Annotated in this window: 13 protein-coding genes and 2 tRNA genes; 6 read left to right on the forward strand and 9 right to left on the reverse strand. The window is 62.6% G+C overall.

Annotated elements, in window-relative coordinates; genetic code table 11:
- Positions 1-31: 31 nt before the first annotated feature.
- Together B7L68_RS00235 and B7L68_RS08565 are read left to right on the forward strand one after the other, a co-directional pair.
- Positions 32-1234 carry an ATPase domain-containing protein gene (locus B7L68_RS00235; RefSeq protein WP_369907382.1) on the forward strand — a complete coding sequence of 401 codons (1203 nt, stop codon included), beginning with the start codon at positions 32-34 and terminating at the stop codon, positions 1232-1234.
- A gap of 84 nt (positions 1235-1318) precedes the next feature.
- Positions 1319-1446 (forward strand) — tRNA-Asp (locus tag B7L68_RS08565).
- 931 nt (positions 1447-2377) lie between these two features.
- On the opposite strand, the gene B7L68_RS00240 is transcribed toward B7L68_RS08565, so the two are convergent.
- The 7 genes from B7L68_RS00240 to B7L68_RS00270 all read right to left on the reverse strand — a co-directional run bounded on the left by B7L68_RS00240 (position 2378) and on the right by B7L68_RS00270 (position 10779).
- Positions 2378-2498: transfer RNA gene (locus B7L68_RS00240), tRNA-Glu, on the reverse strand.
- Between the two features lie 69 nt (positions 2499-2567).
- Positions 2568-2978: a translation initiation factor IF-2 subunit beta gene (locus B7L68_RS00245; protein ID WP_081245671.1), complete on the reverse strand. Its 411-nt coding sequence runs from the start codon at positions 2976-2978 to the stop codon at positions 2568-2570.
- 28 nt (positions 2979-3006) lie between these two features.
- Positions 3007-4194 carry an acetyl-CoA C-acetyltransferase gene (locus tag B7L68_RS00250; protein ID WP_081245672.1) on the reverse strand — a complete coding sequence of 396 codons (1188 nt, stop codon included), beginning with the start codon at positions 4192-4194 and terminating at the stop codon, positions 3007-3009.
- Complete coding sequence (locus B7L68_RS00255; RefSeq protein WP_081245673.1) at positions 4191-6182, reverse strand: 3-hydroxyacyl-CoA dehydrogenase/enoyl-CoA hydratase family protein; 1992 nt, start codon at positions 6180-6182, stop codon at positions 4191-4193. Before B7L68_RS00255 ends, B7L68_RS00250 begins: the two co-directional genes overlap by 4 nt.
- 241 nt (positions 6183-6423) lie before the next feature.
- Entirely contained in the window at positions 6424-8079 is a 1656-nt protein-coding gene (locus B7L68_RS00260; RefSeq protein ID WP_081245674.1) for a long-chain-fatty-acid--CoA ligase, read from the reverse strand.
- Between the two features lie 28 nt (positions 8080-8107).
- Positions 8108-9055 carry an aldo/keto reductase gene (locus B7L68_RS00265; RefSeq protein WP_369907383.1) on the reverse strand — a complete coding sequence of 316 codons (948 nt, stop codon included), beginning with the start codon at positions 9053-9055 and terminating at the stop codon, positions 8108-8110.
- On the reverse strand, positions 9052-10779 hold the full coding sequence (locus B7L68_RS00270) for a long-chain fatty acid--CoA ligase (RefSeq protein ID WP_081245675.1): 1728 nt from the start codon (positions 10777-10779) through the stop codon (positions 9052-9054). Before B7L68_RS00270 ends, B7L68_RS00265 begins: the two co-directional genes overlap by 4 nt.
- A gap of 84 nt (positions 10780-10863) precedes the next feature.
- Between B7L68_RS00270 and B7L68_RS00275 the strand changes: the two genes are divergently transcribed.
- From B7L68_RS00275 to B7L68_RS00290, 4 genes are all read left to right on the forward strand, one after another.
- Positions 10864-12096, forward strand: a complete 1233-nt coding sequence (locus tag B7L68_RS00275) for an acyl-CoA dehydrogenase family protein (protein ID WP_081245676.1) — start codon at positions 10864-10866, stop codon at positions 12094-12096.
- Entirely contained in the window at positions 12093-13265 is a 1173-nt protein-coding gene (locus B7L68_RS00280; RefSeq protein WP_081245677.1) for a thiolase domain-containing protein, read from the forward strand. The genes B7L68_RS00275 and B7L68_RS00280 overlap by 4 nt, the downstream gene beginning before the upstream one ends.
- The gene (locus tag B7L68_RS00285) at positions 13262-13807 is read left to right on the forward strand and encodes a Zn-ribbon domain-containing OB-fold protein (RefSeq protein WP_081245678.1); all 546 of its coding nucleotides are present in this window, start codon (positions 13262-13264) and stop codon (positions 13805-13807) included. The genes B7L68_RS00280 and B7L68_RS00285 overlap by 4 nt, the downstream gene beginning before the upstream one ends.
- Positions 13808-13934: 127 nt before the next feature.
- The gene (locus tag B7L68_RS00290) at positions 13935-15086 is read left to right on the forward strand and encodes a cobalamin-independent methionine synthase II family protein (protein ID WP_081245679.1); all 1152 of its coding nucleotides are present in this window, start codon (positions 13935-13937) and stop codon (positions 15084-15086) included.
- A gap of 312 nt (positions 15087-15398) precedes the next feature.
- Here the strand turns inward: B7L68_RS00290 and B7L68_RS00295 are convergent, their stop codons facing one another.
- Both B7L68_RS00295 and B7L68_RS00300 read right to left on the reverse strand, forming a co-directional pair.
- On the reverse strand, positions 15399-15848 hold the full coding sequence (locus B7L68_RS00295; RefSeq protein WP_081245680.1) for a hypothetical protein: 450 nt from the start codon (positions 15846-15848) through the stop codon (positions 15399-15401).
- Positions 15845-16291 carry a hypothetical protein gene (locus B7L68_RS00300; protein WP_081245681.1) on the reverse strand — a complete coding sequence of 149 codons (447 nt, stop codon included), beginning with the start codon at positions 16289-16291 and terminating at the stop codon, positions 15845-15847. The genes B7L68_RS00295 and B7L68_RS00300 overlap by 4 nt, the downstream gene beginning before the upstream one ends.
- Positions 16292-16382 lie beyond the last annotated feature (91 nt).

Genomic DNA, 16382 nt, shown 5'->3' on the forward strand with positions numbered 1-16382 from the left:
TGCCCCTGCAGAAAAATTAATAGGAGCGCCTATGGAGGCCGTGATCGAGCAGATCTTCGAGGAGGGGTTGACTCTGATCAAGGGGCCGCCGGGATCCGGCAAGACCGCGACGGCCGCGTGGGCCGCCAGCAGGCACAAGAACTCCATCTGGTTCACCTTCTACGAGAGCGAGTCGCGCCTCATCAGATTCCTCTCGTCGCTGGCGCTGGAACCGCCGCGCCATATCTTCGACATGTTGTCGACCGGCAACCGCAAGGAGGCGGTCGAGGTCATCCTGAAGAAGATACAGGAGGTGAAGCCGGACTTCGTCGTGGTGGACGGGCTCAACGCCCTGACGGCTGAAGGCGAGAGGGAGCTCGTGCACAACCTCTTCTACCACCTGCTCTCGTCGTTCGTGCCGGTCGTCTTGATACGGGAGGGCGACGAGGTCACGGCAACGGACTACATAGCCGACAACGTCCTCCTCCTGAGCTACAAGCCGTCCGATAGGGGGATGGTGCGCTACCTCACCGTGCTCAAGAGCAGGGGGAGGTCGGTGGAGCCCAACGTCTTCCGCATGATCTTGGCGAAGGGAGGCCCCAGGCTCATATCGGCGCCGCGCGAGGCCAGGAAGATCCCCTCCCAGCGCCTGACGACAGGCGCGCCCGAGATAGACAGGGAGATCAACGGAGGCGTCATCGCCGGAAGCTACGCGGTTGTGGCCGGCCCTCCGGACGGGCTGGCCAGCAAGCTGATGGTGCTGACCGCGGCGGCGCTGGCCGGATCGGGCAGAAAAGTCCTCTACCACCACCACAAACAGATACCTACGTTCATGAAATTTGCCGAGTCTCTCGGCGTAGACCTCAGCTCCAAGAACTTGCTCTGGTACTACCACCCCGTGGAGGAGCACGGAGACGTGGCGTGGTGGTACAGGTCGGCCGAGATGGTCAACGAGATGGGGGTCGATGTGCATTTCGCCGACAACTACGAACAGGTGCTGGCCGTGGCGGGGCTCGAGAGGGTGGCCGAAGCGGCCCAGATATACCAAGCATCGCTCCGCAAAGAGACGACGACAGTTCTCGTCATCAACTCGCTGACCGTGTGGCGGAGCGCCTCAAGGCTGTTGGGATCCATCCCCGACTACGTCTTCGTGTTCAAGCGCGGCCTCCTCACGGCATATACGCCGGAGCGCATAGAGCCGCTACGGTTCAGATACAAGCTGGTCGGACGCAGGGTCGTCTTCGAGAAGATTTAACCCCAGGCAGGATGGGCTCCGTCCCTCGGGACGCCAAAGCCGGCAGCAGGAAAAATTTAAAAACGGTTCGATGGAGTCAGCCGTGCCCCGGTCGTATAGTCCGGTCAGCCAGCCGGCCCGGAATAGTATGCGGGCCTGAGCGTCCCTACGCGGCTAGTCGAGCCCGTGACCCGGGTTCAGGGGAAACCCGCCTAAGAATCCCGGCCGGGGCGTCCAGCGAGCTCTTTCCGGCTGTCGTCGGAGCGGTCCGACCGAACACCGGCTGATTCCGCATGTCGGCCGTCGTCGGCTCCGTAGCTCCATATGTCATGTTCCTCTCCATATCTAGGCCGGAGGAGGTCGTTTTGTGATCCGATGCGCCGTCGCCCAGAACCGCGGCGCATGCGGGGCGCCTAGCAGATTTCGAATTGAGCGCCGTCCGGGCTGGCGCCGGCTCGGCCTTTTTGCCGTCTTTACGGCGGTTCGCCGACTTCTCCGCCGCGACTTGCGCTGCGGCACGTCGACCCCTTACAGGGAGCGCGGAGAGGAGCAACCTGAGGGCGAACCCCATAGGGGATACCCCCTGTCGAGACTTCCTTCAACGTACTCCCTGTAGGCGACCGTCGGGATGCCCACGTAGGGGATTGGGGATGCGGCGTAGAGACCATTCGAGATCCTCCCGCGAATAGGCCGAGGCGGGGCTCAGGCGGGCCTCCGAGGTTCCTACGACATCTTTTTCTCTTCTCTACCTCCTATGTCTGTACCGCCAGATACGGCGAACCCCGTTTTTATCGGCGATCGGCCCCCGCCTTCTCCCCGCCGCCTCAGCGACGGGCCGTCCCCTCAAGGCCCGAGGAGAAATCCCGAAGGCGCGGACGAGGCTAAGGAAATGACGCAGACGGAATCGAGACGGCGGGGGAGGGAGGCCGCGACCGTAAATGGAACCGAAACGTCGACCGTCCGGACGGCGCGAAGCATTACGGCCGGATCCCGGCCATAACCGTTTCGCTGTTTCCTCGAAGCAGGCATCGCCATGCGCAGAGTTGCCTCACACAACGTGAAGCCGACTCCGTATAGAACGCCGTATGAGATCATCGTCTTCGGCTGACGACCATGGAACAGATAGGTGGATGGAGACAACCCAGATAGGAAGAGTTCGGTACATGCCCCGGCCGGGATTTGAACCCGGGTCTTGGGCTCTCTCCGACGCGCGAGGGCGCGTCCCGAGAGGCCCATATCCTTGACCGGACTAGACGACCGGTTGGAGTGGCCGGCGTGCCACGGCTCCCCGACGTCCGGGGCGTCCCCTACACTCTTCGCAATTTTTAAACTTTTTGTCGGCGTCGCGCTAAGCCTAGAGGGGCTTGACGGGCGTGACTGCGCCGCAGGCGGTACACCTCAGCACGTAGATGCGCTCTTCCTTCTGCAGCACCGTGTCTATGGATCCGCATACGGGACATATCACGTAGAACTTTAGGTATCTCTCGTAGACGGCCTCCACGACCTTCTGGGTCCTCTCGCCTGTGAGGATCAACGCGTCTCCGTCGATCATGCCCGGAGTTGCGAGCTCCTTCTGGAAGAACTTGGCTATGTGGGTCGGATCTCTGTTGAGCCTCTTGGCTATCTGGCCTAGGTTGGCCACCACGGTCCTGCGCGGGAGGTTCTGCACTTCGAGCTTGGGTATCTCGGCCCTCCTCTGGGCCTTAGGCGTGACGATCCTGTAGGCCCGCTCAAGGAGATCCATGTATTCCTTTTCCGACGACACGCAGCCTCCTCAGCCTCACTTAAAAATCTTATACCCTCTCTATGACCACTGCGGCTCCCTGGCCTCCGCCAACGCAGAGCGTCGCGACCCCTCTGTCCTTGCCCTCCAGCTGCAACTGCCTCGCAAGCGTGCCTATTATCCTCGCGCCGGTGGCGCCCAGAGGGTGCCCGATGGCTATGGCGCCTCCCCGCCTGTTGACTCTGTCCTCCTCTATCCCGAGCTCCTTTATGGCGTAGAGCGTCACCACGGCGAAGGCCTCGTTTATCTCCCAGAGGTCTATATCCCTCACGGTAAGCCCGGCCTTCTCGAGCGCCTTCCTGGAGGCGGGGACAGGGCCTTTGCCCATAACCGCCGGCGGAACTCCGGCGAATCCGTAGCTGACCAGCCTCGCCATGGGCTGGAGGCCGTACCTCTTCACGGCCCTTTCCGACATGAGGAGGACGTAGGACGCGCCTGTGTTGAGCGGCGACGAGTTGCCCGCGGTGATCACTCCGTCGGCTCTGAAGGCAGGGGGTAGCTGGGCCAGCTTCTCGAGGCTGGTGTCGGGCCTCACCGACATGTCTCTATCCACGACGACCTTCCTCCCCTCCTGCTCCGCTTCGACGGGGATTATCTCGCCCCTGAAGTACCCCTCTTGCTGGGCCCTGTAGGCCAGCTGGTGGCTCCTCAAGCTCCACCTGTCCATCTCCTCCCTGCCGATCTTAGCCTCCTCGGCGAGCCTCTCGGCGGTTAGCCCCATGACGTACCCCACGTTCAGCTCGTAGAAGGCGTACTCGTCGGCGAAGAACTTGGGGTTGAGGACTATATGGGGGTTGTCGTACATGGGCACTCTCGACATATGCTCGACGCCTCCCGCTATCACCACGTCGGCCATGCCGGTGGCTATCTCGTTGGCGCCCATGACGACGGAGGTTATCGAGGAGGCGCACTGGCGGTCGACCGCCGCCGCGGGCACGGTCACCGGCAGCTTGGCGGCGAACACCACGTGCCTCCCGCCGTAGAGGAAGCCCTCGCCGGTCTGGAGGGCCATGCCGGTTATGAGGTCGTCCACGTCCTCGGGCCTTATCCCGTTCCTCTCCACGATATCTCTGACCACTATGGCGGCTACCTCCTCCGGCCTCTTGTCGTAGTAAATATCCTTCTGCGGCTCCTTCCTGGTGAGCCTGCTGAAGGGGACGCGCCGGAAGTCGACTATATAGACGCCTCTGAGGCTCATCTCCCCTTGTACTGCGGCTTTCTCTTCTGCAGGAACGCGCTCACCCCCTCGAACAGATCCTCGGTGGAGAAGACGACGCCGAAATGGGCGGCCTCCAGATCCAGCGCGGCCCACAGCGGCGCCTCGTAGCCGTAGTTGACGGCGTATTTAGCCATCGCGAGCGCTATGGGCGGCTTCTCCGCCAGCTTCAACGCGAGGGCCCTGGCCTCCTGCTCCAGCCTCTCCGGCGGCACGACCTTGTTGACCAAGCCCATCCTCTCCGCGTCTCTGGCCGATATGTTGTCGCCCGTGAATATGATCTCCTTGGCCCGGGCCAGCCCGACCAGCCTGGCGAGCCGCTGCGTCCCTCCGCCGCCTGGGAACAAGCCGATATTGACCTCGGGTTGCCCCAGTACGGCGGTCTCCGAGGCTATCCTCAGGTCGCAGGCCAGCGCCAGCTCCAGGCCGCCGCCGAGCGTGTAGCCGTTAAGGGCGCATATGACAGGCCTGTCGAGCTTCTCCATCTTCTCGGTCAGCTCGTGGAGCCCTCTGGACAGCTTGTAGGCCAGATGCGGCGTCGTGCCGACGAAGCCGGTGATGTCGGCGCCGGCTGAGAAGGCTCTGCCCACGCCGGTTATCACCACGGCCCTGACCTTATCGAAGTCCAGCTTGGAGATCTCGTCGAGTGCTGACGACAGCTCCTCGACCATCTTGGCGTTTATGGCGTTGAGGCGCTCGGGCCTGTTCAGTATTATCCAAGCTATGGGCGGCTCGTAGCGGATTATCAAGGTCTCCAGCCTCTTCTCCTCAGCCTTTACATATGTATAGAAGCCCTCCCCCGACTTCCTCCCGAGCTTCCCAGACTGGACCATCTGCACCAGGAGCGGATCCGGCGCGAACTCCTCGAAGCCCGTCTTGTTCCTCCAAGCCTCCAGCGCCTTAACTACCGCGTCTAGGCCGAGCTCGTCGGCGAGCTCCAGCGGGCCCTTAGGCCAATTGAGGCCGAGCTTCACGGCCTTATCCACGTCCTCCCTAGTCGCTATGCCCTCTCTGACCAGATAGGCGGCCTCGTTCACGGCCGGCGCAAGCAGCGCCGTTATGTCCAGCTTCTCGCCGGGCTCCTTGGGTATGTCGGGCCACTGGAACTTGCCCGGCGCCGGGTATTTGTAGAAGCCCTCGCCGGTCTTCACGCCGTATTTCCTCTGTTGGCATTTCTCCACGATCAAGGGACAGGGATGGGTCTTGAAGCCGCGTTTAGCCATGGCGTCCCCTATGAAGCAGATGACGTCTATTCCGGTGTAGTCCATGAGGAGGAAGGCGCCCATGGGGAGCCCCGCGCGGTATCTCAGAGCTGAGTCGACGGCCACTATGTCGGCCTCGCCTCTCGCCGCCATCCAGCAAGCCGCGTCGTTGACCCTTGCCAGAATTCTGTTGACTATGAAGCCGGGCACGTCCTTGTTCACCACGACGGTCTGTTTGCCCAGCTGGGCCGCATACTCGGCGACCCTCTTGACGGCCTCGTCGCTGGTGTATCTGCCCTTGATTATCTCCACCAGCGGCATCAACGGCGGCGGGTTGAAGAAATGCATGCCGACGACGAGAGGCCTCCTCTCGGGCTTGACCGCCTCCGATATCTCGGTTATGGGGAGGCTGGACGTGTTTGTGGCCAGTACGGCGTTGGGCGGGGCGCATCGGTCGGCCTCCGCGAAGACCTTCCTCTTGGTCTCTATCTCCTCTATGACCGCCTCGACCATTATCTCGGCGCCTTCAACCGCCCTGCAGATGTCGTTGACCACCGGCTTTATTCTGCCCATCACGGTCTGGACGTCCTCCTTCAGCTGGCCCTTCTCGGCGAATTTCTTGAGGGACCACTCGATGTTTTGGAGGGCCCTCTTCAGGAAATCCTCGGCGACGTCGACGAGGCTCACCTCGTAGCCAGCTATGGCGAAGAGCTCGGCTATTCCGTGGCCCATGGTGCCGGCCCCTATGACAGCCGCCTTTTTAGCCATGGCTAGGGCGGGGGACCTGTTTTTAAAGAAGAACTACGTCTATTGGCTAAATAGAAATATATATCACTATTTAGTTACTCCCCCATAGTGGCCACAAGCCCCGGCGTCTTTAATCGCCGTTGCGGCCCGCCCGACGCCGACCTTCGGGCCAGGATTTCCGACGGCCGTCCCGACTGACGACGCATTCCGCAGACGGCTGCCCCAAGACGCTGGGGGCTAGTTGGAGGTCGACCTAAAAAAGTTATTGCCTTAGTAGATCTCTATATTTATCTCTCAGTACTTTCTTGTCTATCTTGCCGGTGCCTGTCATCGGCAGATCGGAGACGACCACGACCTTGTCCGGTAGCCACCACTTGGGTATCTTGCCGGCGTCGACGAACCTCTGCAGGTGGGCAACTATCTCGTCGGGGCCGACCGACGCGCCGGGCTTCGGCACCACAAAGGCGACCGGCCTCTCGCCCCATTTCTCGTGGGGCAGCCCCACAACCGCCGCTATGCCTACGGCCGGATGCGTCATGATGAGGTCCTCCAGCTGTAGCGACGAGATCCACTCGCCGCCGGACTTTATGACGTCCTTCAGCCTGTCCACTATCTTTATCCTGCCGTCGGGGCACCAGACGGCGGCGTCGCCGGTGTGGAACCACCCGTTGCGCCAAGCCACCTTGGTCTTCTCGGGGTCGCCCATGTACTCCGGAGTTATCCAGGGCGCCCTCAGGGCCAGCTCGCCCGCCGTCTTGCAGTCCCTCGGCACCGGCCTGTCGTTCTCGTCCACCACCGCGAACTCGGCCAGCGGGTTGGGGAGACCCGTCATGACTATCAAGTCGTAGGCCCTGTCGGGATCCTCCGGCAGCCTCTCGGTGGGCTTGAAGAAGCCGAGGGACACGACGGGCGCCGTCTCGGTCATGCCGTAGCCTACCCTAGGCACGAAGCCGGCGTCCGCCGCCTTCCTGGCGAGCTCCTTGGGCAACGCGGCGCCGCCGACTATATATATTGGCGCAAGCCGCCTTATCCCCTCCACGTATTTAGGCAGATCCGGATGGGTCACGAGCATGTAGAGTATCGTGGGCACTCCCGCCATGGCCTTCACCTCCTCCTCGACGATTAGCCTCAGTATGTGGCCGTAGTCGAACCTACCCGGCATGACCTGCCTCCAGCCCATGAGGGCGTAGACCCAAGGAAGGCCCCAGGCGTGGACGTGGAACATGGGGACGAGGTAGAGGGCCGTGCAGGGCTTCCCGTCTATGCCGGCGCAGTCGTTTCTGGCCAGGCCTCTGTAGCCGATGGCGGCCAGCGCGACGCTGAAGGTGTGGAGCACCAGTTGCCTGTGGGTGAAATAAGCCCCCTTGGGCCTCCCGGTGGTGCCCGACGTGTATAGAACCGTCGCGACCGCGTTCTCGTCCAGCTCGGGCAATTCCCGCTCTTCGCCGGACTTTATCACGTCCTCTATCTCGGGATCCTTCCCCACGGCCCCCATGCCGTCGGATATCTGGACGTACAGCCGAACCGACTTGAGGTGGGGCCTCAGCTTGTCGACCAGCGGGGCGAAGTCCCTGTGATATATGAGGGCCTTGTCGCCCGCTTGGTTCACCGTATAGGCTATGTCCTCGGGCGCCAGGCGCACGTTGACCGTATGCAGCGCGGCGCCTATGCCGGGCACGGCCCAGTAGAGGTCCCAGTGCCATATGGTGTTCCAGTCGAGGGTGGCGACGCGGTCTCCGGGCCCTATCCCCAGCCGCCTCAAGCCGTCGGCCAGCCTCAGGATGCGTCGATACTCCTCCCCGTATGTCGACCGCCTATCGGCGCCGTGTGGAGGCCTATGCACTATCTGTACATCGCTAAATACATAGTTTATATATCTCAACAAATTATTCAACGTTAGATTGTATTTGTAGGCCATAATAGAGAGGACGGGCCTTCCTTTTAAGTTATAGGGGGGAGAGCCTCAGCGCGAGCTCCTGGAGGAATCCCGGGACGTACCTAATCCCGCCCATGCCTACGCCGCCTGCGATGAAAGGCGCGGTGGCCTCGTCCAGAAGCCTGAGGTCCTCCTCGGGCAGTTGAAGCCGCAGCGCGCCTGCGGCGTCCTCGGCCTGGGCCGCGTTCTTCACGCCGGGTATGGGCAGGGCCCCCCTGTGCTTAAGCCACGCGAGGACCACCGCGGCGGGCGACGCGCCTCTCCTCTGCGCCACCGACCTCACGGCCTCCACGACCCTCCGCCCGGCCTCGGTCGAGGCCTTTTTGAACGAGGGATCCATCCTCCTGGCCCTGTCGGGCCCCCACTTGCCCAGAGCCGCGCCCTTGGCTAGAGGCGACCACGCTATTATCTTCACCCCAAGCTCGCCTAGGGCCTTCCTGAACTCGTCGGCGTCCGCCGATCTGTTGAAGGGGTTGTACTCCACCTGGTCCGAAACTATCTCATGGCGTTTTAGGCACTCGGCGGCGCGGCGGAGCAGCCGCGCATCGAAGTTGCTGACGCCTATCTCGGACACAAGCCCCGCCTCCTTCAGACGCTCGAGGTCTCTGACGACTCTGCATAGAGGCGCATATACAGGCGGCGGCCAGTGCAGCTGGAGGAGGTCTATACGGCCGAGCCGCGCCAGGCTCGCCCTGGCGGACTTCTCGACCGAGCCCCAGTGGAAGCCCGCCACCTTGGTGGCCACTATGACGTCGTAGCCGCGTATCGCCTCCCCCACCAGCCTCTCGGACTCGCCCCACCCATATATCTCGGCCGTATCGACGAAGTTTATGCCGAGCTCGAAGGCCCTTCTGTAGGCCTTGAGGAGCTCAGCCCGGTCCACCGTCCACGCCCTGCCCCCTGCCTGCCAGGCGCCCAGGCCTACGTCGCTCGCCTTGAGGCTCCCGAGCTCCATCATGCCCTCCTTGTAGCCTCCTCCCTCAAGGCCTTCTTCAGCACTTTGCCTACGGCCGTCTTGGGCAGATCGTCTCTGAACTCCACGAGCCTGGGGCGCTTATATGGCGCAAGCCTCTCGGAGGCCCATCTGACGATGTCGCCTGCCGAGACCTTGCCCTTGCACTCGTCCTTCAGCACTATGTAGGCCTTGGGTATCTCCCCCGCGTCGGGGTCCGGCACGCCGATCACGGCGGCCTCCTTGACGCATGGATGTTGGTACAGCACCTCCTCTATTTCTCTGGAGAAGACGCTGTAGCCCTTGTACTTTATCATGTCCTTCTTCCTGTCGACTATATAGAAATAGCCCTCCTCGTCCATGTAGGCCACGTCGCCGGTCCTCAGCCACCGCAGGCCGCAGCAGGGGAAGAACGCCTGGGAGTTCTCCTGGGGGTTGTTGTGATAGCCCTTCATGACCTGGGGGCCGGATATGACCAGCTCGCCCGTCTCGCCCGGCGGAAGTAGCTCCGGCTCGTCGAGATGGGCTATTGCGGCGTAGGTGCTGGGTATCGGCAGCCCGATGGAGCCGGGCTTGTGCCTCCCGTTGAACAGAGGGTTCAAGTGCGTCACCACGGCGGTCTCCGTCATCCCGTAGCCCTCCCTCAGGGGGGCGCCGGTCAGCTCCTCGAACCTCTTGGCCACCTCGACGGGAAGGGGCGCCGAGCCGGATATGCAGAGGACGAGGCTCCGCAGATCGTGGCGGCGGGCCTCGGGGCTGTGTATCATGGTGTTGTATATGGTGGGCACCCCGTGGAAGACCGAGGCTCTGTATTTAGCCACGTCGGAGAGGATCCTCCGCATGTCGAACCTCGGATAGACCAACACGGTGTGGCCGTCGAAGATGGCGTAGTGCATAACTGTGATCTGGCCGTATATGTGGTACCAGGGGAGCACCCCGACGATCACCATGGGCCTGTCGGGCGGCATGCCCTTGGCCTTCCTAGCTATATCGTAGAAGGGCTTCAGCTGCTGTAAATTCGCCGATATGTTGGCGTGGGTTATCTCGGCGCCCTTAGGGACGCCGGTGGTCCCTCCTGTATACATCAAGGCGGCCAGGTCCTCCTCAGGCCTTATCGAGGCCCTGCCGGCCTCCCGCTCGTGGCGCAGTAGGTCCGTATATCGCTGGAAGACGCCGCCGTATTTGACCTTAGGCGGCCCTATCTGCCTCCTGGCCAGCGGCTTGAGCCACGTCGGCATGTACTCGGTCATCTCGACGACGTAGATCCTCTCGAACCTGTACTCCTCGGCGGCCTTGACCACCTTGTCGTAAAGCACGTCGGCCGTGAAGAGGACTTTCGCGGAGGAGTCCCTGGCCTGTCTGAGGACCTCGCCGGGCGTGTAGAGCGGATTCATGGGCGTCGCGGCCGCTCCTATCTTCAACGCCGCGTAGAACGCGACGGCGTAGGCCGGGTGGTTCGGCATGTATATGGCGACCACGTCGCCCTTGGAGACGCCGGTCTCTCTAAGCGCCTTGGCCACCCTATCGCTGTGGTCCGCCAGAGTCGCGTATTTGACCTTGCCCCCGAAGTATATATACGCCGGCCTGTCGCCGTACGCCGCGGCGGCTCGGTCCAGATACGCGAAGAGGGGCTCCGGCCTTATCTCGACCTCCGGCGGCACGCCGTCGTCGTAGTTCTTTGTCCAAGGCCGCGGCCTTATATATTTTTCGAATACCTCTTGGGAATCCACCCCAATACCTACGTTAAACATTTTAAAAATTGAGTTAGCCGCCCGACGGAACGAACTTTTAAAAGCGGCCTTCGGGGTCGCTCCATGGTATTCCCGCTGGACTCCATAACCGACTACTCCATAGCGTTGACGCCTGAACACGAGATGTTCAGAAGGGCCGTGAGGGAATTCGTGGAGAGGGAGATAGCGCCTAAGGCCATGGAGATAGAGGAGAGGGATCAGCCCCCGCTGGATATAATCAGGAAGATAGCAGAGCAGGGCTTCTACGGAATAGGGATCCCGGAGAAGTACGGGGGACAGGGCGGCGACCACCGGATGGCCGCCATAATGAGCGAGGAGTTCTGCAGGGTCCTCCCCGGCCTCAGCGTGTACTTCGGCACCAACGAGCTGTTCCTCACGCCGATCCTGCTGTTCGGCACAGAGGAGCAGAGGCAGAAGTACGTGCCGCCTATAGCCAGAGGCGAGAAGCTGGGCGCCTTCGCCGTCACCGAGCCCTGTTGCGGCTCGGACGTGGCCGGCATCCAGACCAAGGCCGAGAAGAGGGGCAACAGGTGGGTGATCAACGGCAGGAAGGCCTTCATAAGCAGCTCCGACGTGGCCGACTACTTCATAGTCCTCGCCCGCACCTACCCGCCGCCCGATAGGAAGACCCGCTACCTCGGTCTGACGTACTTCATAGTGGAGAAGGGCACGCCCGGCTTCAAGGTGGAGCAGTGCTACCACAAGATGGGCCTCCACGGCGACAACGCCTGCGAGCTGGTCTTCGAGAACGTGGAGGTTCCGGACGAGAACAGAGTCGGCGAGGAGGGGATGGGCTTCATCTACGCCATGGAGACCTTCGACAGGACTAGAATAGGCGTGGCGGCCCAAGCCGTGGGCATGGCCCAAGGCGCCTTCGAGAAGGCGTTCCAGTACGTCCACCAGAGGCAGGCCTTCGGCGTGCCCGTCGCCTACTTCCAGGCCATACAGTTCTCGCTGATGGACATGGCGGCCAAGCTCATGTCGGCGAGGCTCCTCACGTACCTCGCGGCGAAGCTGGCGGACGAGGGCAGGAAGGAGTTCACCTTCGTGGCGTCGCTCGCCAAGTTCTACGCCACCGAGGCCGCCGAGGAGATAATATCTGAGGCCATAAATCTGCACGGCGGCGTCGGCGTGATCGTCGAGACGGGCATAGAGAGGTTCCTCCGCGACGTCAAGATAACCCAAATATACGAAGGCGCCAACAACATCCAGCGCCTGACCGCCTACCGCCAGCTGATCCGCCTCCTCCGCGAGAAGGGCCAGATACCGGAGGAGGTGGCGAAGCTCGTCACATGAGGAGGGTCGCAATAGTCGGCGTAGGGGTCTCCAAGTTCGGCTACAGGCCGGACGTATCTCTGCCCGAGCTTGCCTGGGAGGCCGTCAAGGAGGCCCTGGACGACGCTAGGCTCGACGCGAAGGACGTGGAGGCGTACGTGGTCGGGAACGTGGGCGGCTGGTCCAGCGAGCCTCTGCCCGCGGTGGTCGTGGGGGAGTACTGCGGCCTGGCGCCCAGCAGCGGCATAAGGGTGGAGGCCGCCTGCGCAAGCGGATCCTCGGCCGTCAGGACGGCGTACCACATGGTGGCCAGCGGCGAGGCCGATATAGTCATGGCCATGGGCGTGGAGAAGATGAACGAGTCGCCTACGCCGACGGTGGTGGAGTTCATAGGTCGGGCGGGGAACTACTTCTGGGAGTTCGAGAACTTCGGCCTCACCTTCCCGGGCTACTACGCGCTCCACGCCACGGCCTATATGAACAAGTACGGCGCCACGGAGGCCGACCTCTGCGAGGTCGCCGTCAAGAACCACTACTACGGCTCGCTCAACCCCAAGGCCCAGTTCCAGAAGCCCATAACGGTCGAGGAATGCCTCAAGTCCAAGTACGTGGCGTGGCCCCTCAAGCTCTACGACTCCTCGCCCATAACGGACGGCTCGGCCGCGGTCATACTGGCCGGCGAGGAGGTCGCCAAGAAGATCACGGACACCCCCGTGTGGATAAAGGCCATCGGCGCCGCCAACGGCACCAGCAATCTCAGCAAGAGGGAGGACTTCGCTGGGCTGGAGGCGGCGAGGCTTGCGGCCCAGAGGGCCTACAGGAGGGCCGGGATAGACCCCAGCGAGCCGGTGAAGCATCTCGACGTGGCCGAGGTACACGACTGCTTCACCATAGCCGAGATAATGGCGTATGAGGACTTGGGGTTCGCCAAGAGGGGCGAGGGCTACAAGCTCGCCAGAGAGAAGCAGACCTATATCGGCGGCGTGATACCGGTGAACTTAAGCGGCGGCCTCAAGGCGAAGGGCCACCCCATAGGCGCGACCGGCGTAGCCATGATAGCCGAGCTGACGAGGCAGTTGAGGCAGGAGGTCGAGAGGGGCAGGCAAGCGCCGATAAGGAAGGGCATGGCGTTGGCCCATAACGTAGGCGGGACCGGCCACTACGCGTTCGTGACCGTGCTATCGCTATGAGCACGGTAGTGGAGAAGCTCAGGGAATATCTGGACAGAGCGGAGGCGGAGCAGATAAGGCAGCTGGACCAGCTGGTCGCCGCCACCGGCCTCCCGGTGTATAGGGACCCCAAGACCGGCGCGTTGATCTGGGTGGACGTCAGAGAGCTGAGGCTGAGGTTCCAGCTATCCGTCAACAGGATAGCTAAATTCGTAGAGGGGCTCTCCCAGGAACGGCTTTACTACACCGTATGCAGAAGGTGCGGGGCTAAGTACTTCCCGCCGCAGGCCGACTGCCCCAGGTGTAAATCCTCAGACATGGAGTGGAGAGAGGCGTCGAGGGAGGGCGAGCTGGTCACCTGGACCGTCATAAACGTCAAGCCGGCCAGCTTCGCCCACAACAAGGACTACGTGGTCGGGATCGTCAAGATGCCCGACGGCTTCAACGTGACCGCCTGGATAGACGCCGACCCATCGACGCTTAGGCCGGGCATGAGGCTGAGGCTTTTCGTGGGTAAGAGGCCCGGCGAGAACTACATAACCTATTGGTTTAGGCCGGTCTAGCGAGGTCCGCCTGGCGGTTTGGAGGACCTCCCAGGCTGGCGGACGCGCGCGTCGGCCGCCGGCGCCTACAGTTCGCCGTGGGGACTAAATAGGGACAATATTTTTAACTGGCGCCTCACGAGGGCCAATGTTGCCGAGGGCGTTCGTAACGAGCGTGGTCGGGTCGTGGCCGAGGCCTAAATGGCTTCTAGAGGCCTTCGAGAGAAGGGAGGCGGGCCTCATCGACGACGAGACCCTGAAGATATATATGGACGACGCGGCCCGGCTCGCCATAAAGGACCAGGAGGAGGCGGGGATAGACGTGGTGACGGACGGCGAGCAGAGGAGGACCAGCTTCGTGGCGTTCGTGGGCCAGAAGCTCAAGGGCTTCAAGATAGCGAAGGCCGAGGAGCTCCATCCGGAGGCCCGGGAGATCATGAAGCGACACAAGGCCCCTCTGACCATATGGCGTCCCGTCATATCGGGGTACATAGAGGATAGCGTCATAGCCGCCGACGAGGCCCGGTTCGCGCGGGCCGTGGCCTCGAGGCCCATCAAGGTCACTCTGCCGTCGCCCTACCTCATCATGTGGGAGAGCTGGCACTCCAGGATCTCAGCGCCGTACTACCCCAAGCCGGAGGATGCGGCCGAGGCGTACGCCAAGGTGCTCCGGAGGGAGATCGCGAGGCTTGTGGACGCCGGCGTGGCCTTCATCCAGCTCGACGAGCCGATGCTGGGCGATCTGCTGGAGGCCTCCGAGAACGAGCCCGACCGCTACAAGAAGGTGGCCTCCGAGATATACGGCCAGAAGTACAGAGGGCTTCGGGACGAGATCAGGCTCGCCCTGGATCTGGTCAACGAGGTGGTTCAGGGCTACGAGACCTCGGTGCGCATAGGGATGCACCTAGATAGATGGCCTGCCGAGGACTCGCCCGTGGTGGGCTACGAGAAGCTGGCCCCCGCCATCTTCGACGCGAAGGTGAGGCAGTACGTGGTGGAGTACAAGGCGCCGAGGATGGGCGACCCCGTCGAGTTCGCCAAGTTGCTTCCCAGCGACAAGGAGATAGGGCTCGGCTCCGTCGACGTGAGGGACCACAAGAGGGTGGAGACCCCCGAGGAGATCATGGCCCACGTGGAGAGGATAGTGAGGTACGTGGATCCGACCAGGATCTGGCTCAACCCCGACTGCGGCTTCGCGCCGGGCCAGTTCAGGGCTTTCCCGAGGGACGTCGCCAGGGCGAAGCTGAAGGCCATGGTCGAGGCGGCCAGGAGGCTCAGAAGATCGTACTGGTGGGCGTGACATGGCCCCGGCCGAACCCTCAAGGCCGACCAATGCCCCTAGGAAAGCCCACTTTTAGTTTTCGCAAAACCTCTATAATGATAAGCTATATTGATACATAGTTATCAAGTATGCCGAAATCCGTGCAGTTTAAGACGTCGCATCTTAAGTTAAATAAATTATGCAAAGTCCCCGAGGGGTATGCGGTTTAAGCCGCCGTCTTTTCGGCTTGACGTAAAAGTTTAGCCGAGGCCGGCAGGGGAAAAGAAGGGGAAAAAGAGGGGTTTCATCCCGGCGGGGCCTCGCACGCCCGGCCCTCCCGACGCCCGCGCCTCACAGGATCCGTATGTACTCCTTGGCCCTCGCGAATATCGACCGCCTCTTAGGCCTGTAGACCTCCCTCACCCCGCCCTCATGGGGCTCCAGTCGGCTGAACTCCAGCTCAAGCCTCCTGACGTTGACGCCCCCGTCGGCTGAGCAGTAGGCCCAGCCGAATAACGATATACACGCCTCAGAGCCGTCCCTGGCGACGTAGGCCTCCACGGAGTACGGGTTCACGAGGCCCACCGGCCCCTGCCCTATCAGCTCCGCCATCCACGGAAACCTCCGCAGAACCTTGGCTATCCCCACGATCTGCTTCTCCGCGCGGGGGGCCCACGTCCTAAGCCAATCGACGCCTAAGGCGCCCAGCTCCGGATACTCCTTTAGGAGCCGTTCGACTGGGTCGGCCGGCTCGGGAGGCCTCCTCACCGCGCCCGCGTCCACGCCGTCGCCCGAGCTCATGCCCTGATGCGCCTAGCGGCGCCCTTGACGCCCACGACGGCCGCTCCCGCCGCCTCCGCCAGGCGCATCAGCATCCCGTGCTTCCTGTGGGTAGCGAGCCATAGGGACGCCGCGGCCAGGACCCAGGGGTTCCTGCCCACGACGGCTTTCCTGTTACCCTCAAGGATCTCAAGGGCCCTCCTCACCACGGGAGCCGGCAGTCTGGCCCTCGCGGCCACTATCTTGACGTAGTCCTCAATTGGCGGCCTCCTCCCCCTAACGAGCTCATCGAGCCTCCAGGCCGCCCTCTTGACGGCCGACCTGTCCGCCTTACTGCATTTGAGGAAGTCGCCCAACGGCCTCGGCCCGCCCAGATCCCTCGCCGCGAGCCAGAGGGCCGCCACAGCGACGGCCCCGGCAGAAAGGCCCTCCAGCTCGTATATGTGCCTCCTCACCAGCGCCATCGCCGCCTCGGCTACGCGGTGCGGCGCGCCTGCGCACTCCCTGACCCTGCTGACCTCCGCCCCTAGGAGGCGAGCCGCACCTCCCTCCAGT

Origin of the sequence: Thermoproteus sp. CP80 (genome assembly GCF_002077075.2) — an archaeon.
In the GTDB taxonomy this organism is placed as follows: domain Archaea; phylum Thermoproteota; class Thermoprotei; order Thermoproteales; family Thermoproteaceae; genus Thermoproteus.

Excerpts from the sequence above, each read along its gene's own strand:
- B7L68_RS00275 (WP_081245676.1), top strand. The coding sequence starts at position 10,864 with ATGGTATTCCCGCTGGACTCCATAACCGACTACTCCATAGCGTTGACG.
- B7L68_RS00250 (WP_081245672.1), bottom strand. The coding sequence starts at position 4,194 with ATGAGCCTCAGAGGCGTCTATATAGTCGACTTCCGGCGCGTCCCCTTC.
- B7L68_RS00285 (WP_081245678.1), top strand. The coding sequence starts at position 13,262 with ATGAGCACGGTAGTGGAGAAGCTCAGGGAATATCTGGACAGAGCGGAG.
- B7L68_RS00260 (WP_081245674.1), bottom strand. The coding sequence starts at position 8,079 with ATGGCCTACAAATACAATCTAACGTTGAATAATTTGTTGAGATATATA.
- B7L68_RS00295 (WP_081245680.1), bottom strand. The coding sequence starts at position 15,848 with ATGAGCTCGGGCGACGGCGTGGACGCGGGCGCGGTGAGGAGGCCTCCC.
- B7L68_RS00290 (WP_081245679.1), top strand. The coding sequence starts at position 13,935 with ATGTTGCCGAGGGCGTTCGTAACGAGCGTGGTCGGGTCGTGGCCGAGG.
- B7L68_RS00280 (WP_081245677.1), top strand. The coding sequence starts at position 12,093 with ATGAGGAGGGTCGCAATAGTCGGCGTAGGGGTCTCCAAGTTCGGCTAC.
- B7L68_RS00300 (WP_081245681.1), bottom strand. The coding sequence starts at position 16,291 with ATGGCGCTGGTGAGGAGGCACATATACGAGCTGGAGGGCCTTTCTGCC.
- B7L68_RS00265 (WP_369907383.1), bottom strand. The coding sequence starts at position 9,055 with ATGATGGAGCTCGGGAGCCTCAAGGCGAGCGACGTAGGCCTGGGCGCC.
- B7L68_RS00235 (WP_369907382.1), top strand. The coding sequence starts at position 32 with ATGGAGGCCGTGATCGAGCAGATCTTCGAGGAGGGGTTGACTCTGATC.
- B7L68_RS00255 (WP_081245673.1), bottom strand. The coding sequence starts at position 6,182 with ATGGCTAAAAAGGCGGCTGTCATAGGGGCCGGCACCATGGGCCACGGA.